The organism is Micromonospora sp. NPDC047707, from assembly GCF_040704235.1.
In the GTDB taxonomy this organism is placed as follows: Bacteria; Actinomycetota; Actinomycetes; order Mycobacteriales; family Micromonosporaceae; genus Micromonospora.
In genome coordinates this window covers 1-1,335 of sequence record NZ_JBEYSU010000154.1, presented here as the reverse complement: position 1 = coordinate 1,335, position 1,335 = coordinate 1, and the positions used below count along the sequence as shown (strand labels likewise).

General features: G+C 66.0%; 1 protein-coding gene. It reads right to left on the bottom strand.

Annotation, left to right across the window (positions count from 1 at the left end):
• Positions 1-103: 103 nt before the first annotated feature.
• A complete protein-coding gene (locus tag AB0873_RS32570) occupies positions 104-1,009 on the bottom strand; it encodes an IS5 family transposase (RefSeq protein WP_366604643.1) in 906 nt (301 codons plus the stop codon).
• Between the last annotated feature and the right edge of the window lie 326 nt (positions 1,010-1,335).

Genomic DNA, 1,335 nt, shown 5'->3' with positions numbered 1-1,335 from the left:
CCGATCCAACTCCGCCGCCCACGCATCGACCTCCGCCACCGCCACGGCAGACATCATGCACTACACGGCATCCACAACTGCCGTTGCAGTACTAGGCCCTGTTTCATAAGCCGGGTCGGAGCCATTCGTTGATCGTGGCGATGTGCACGGTGGCGTGGTAGCGGACGGCGAGTTTGTCGTAGCGGGTGGCCAGTGCTCGGTTGCGTTTGAGCTGGTTGATGCCGCACTCGACGGCATGGCGTTGCCGGTAGATGCCGGGGTCGAAGGTCGGTGGCCGCCCACCTTTCGAGCCCTTCCTGCGTCGGCTCGCCGCCTGGTCAATCTTGATCGGGATGGTCGCGGCGATCCCTCGGCGGGCCAGGTGCTGCCGGTTGGCGCGGGAACTGTAGGCCTTGTCCGCCAGGACCCGATCCGGTCGTGTGCGTGGCCGGCCACCGGCGACCCTGGGGACCCGGATGCCAGCCAGCACGGGAACGAACTGCGGGCTGTCGCCGCGGTGTCCGGCGGTGAGCACCGTCGACAACGGCTTACGACCCTGTTCACAGGCCAGGTGAAGCTTGGTGGTCAACCCACCTCGTGACCGTCCCAGAGCATGATCATCGGGTTCGTCATCGACGCCGCCGGGCGACTCGACCTGCAACTGGCCACGGTTGCGGGCGCCGGCGGCGTGCTGATGAGCGCGGGCGCTGGTGGAGTCGACGCTGACGTCCCACGTGATCATCCCCGCCGCGTCGGCCCGAGCCTGCAACCCGGTGACCACATCCCGCCACACTCCGGCCCGCTGCCACCGGCGGAACAACCCATAGACGGTCTGCCAGGGCCCGTAGAGCGCCGGCACGTCCCGCCACGGCGAGCCGACCCGTGTCCGCCACCGAATCCCGTCGATCAACTGCCGTCTGCTCCACTTCGGCGGACGTCCTGACCCTCGCAGCCTGGGCAGCAACGGCTCCAGCACCGCCCACTGAGCGTCGGTCAGGTCGTGTCGCCTCGTCACCGCTAAGGTGGCCACGAGGTCTCCGGTATGAAAGTTCGTCTTGGTCGATGAACCCTCTACCGGAGACCTCGCTGTCTATCGATCACCGACACGCCGACGTCGACCCAGCACAGCCAACGGCGGGCGAGCAGACGGTTTTCATTTTTGAAACAGGGCCTAGTAGTGCTTTGTTAGGTTCGGTGGCGTTTGTTGCGGTGTAACGGTTTCACGGGTTGATGGCAGGTGAGGCAGGCGCCGGTCCAGGTTGCGAGGAGTCGTTGTAGCTCGCGGATGACGGTGTAGAGGGTCAGGCCGGCGCAGCCGCTTTTGGGTCCAGGCGTAGTTCGGTGATGAACAGGTGC